Origin of the sequence: Paraburkholderia sp. RL17-381-BIF-C (assembly GCF_046026435.1) — a bacterium.
Lineage (GTDB): Bacteria > Pseudomonadota > Gammaproteobacteria > Burkholderiales > Burkholderiaceae > Paraburkholderia.
This window is the reverse complement of record NZ_JARESX010000240.1, coordinates 1-374: the sequence shown is the minus strand read 5'-3', so window position 1 is coordinate 374 and position 374 is coordinate 1. Positions and strand designations below refer to the sequence as shown.

1 pseudogene is annotated in these 374 nt (G+C 62.3%); it reads right to left on the bottom strand.

The window, feature by feature from the left end:
• A pseudogene (locus P0D70_RS36870) lies at positions 1 to 374 on the bottom strand (SMP-30/gluconolaconase/LRE-like region family protein); the annotation flags it as partial.

The following is a 374-nucleotide window of genomic DNA, read 5'->3' as shown; positions in this document are numbered from 1 at the left end:
ACGCGCACGCGATTGCCGGGGAAATCGCTCGCATATAGCAGCGAGCCAGACGTCGCGAGTCCGGTGACGACATCGGCCAGGCGTTCGGTGGTCGTCGCGCTGACGGTGATGAGCAGGTCGCGCGTACGGCTGGTCCGGTTGTATCGGCCAACCTTACCGCTACCGTAAGTGGCGCTGAACTGCAGCGCAGCGAATAGCGAGGTCGAGTTACCGGTGATCGCGCCGCCCTGAAACTCGCCGTGTGCCCCGATCGAACCGATGTTCCGGGCGTTCTGATAGATCGCAATGCCACCTTCGTTTTCATCCCACATCGACGATGTGTAGATCACTCCTTCGGGTGCGACCCACATCGAGCGGGCCACGTTGCCCACTCG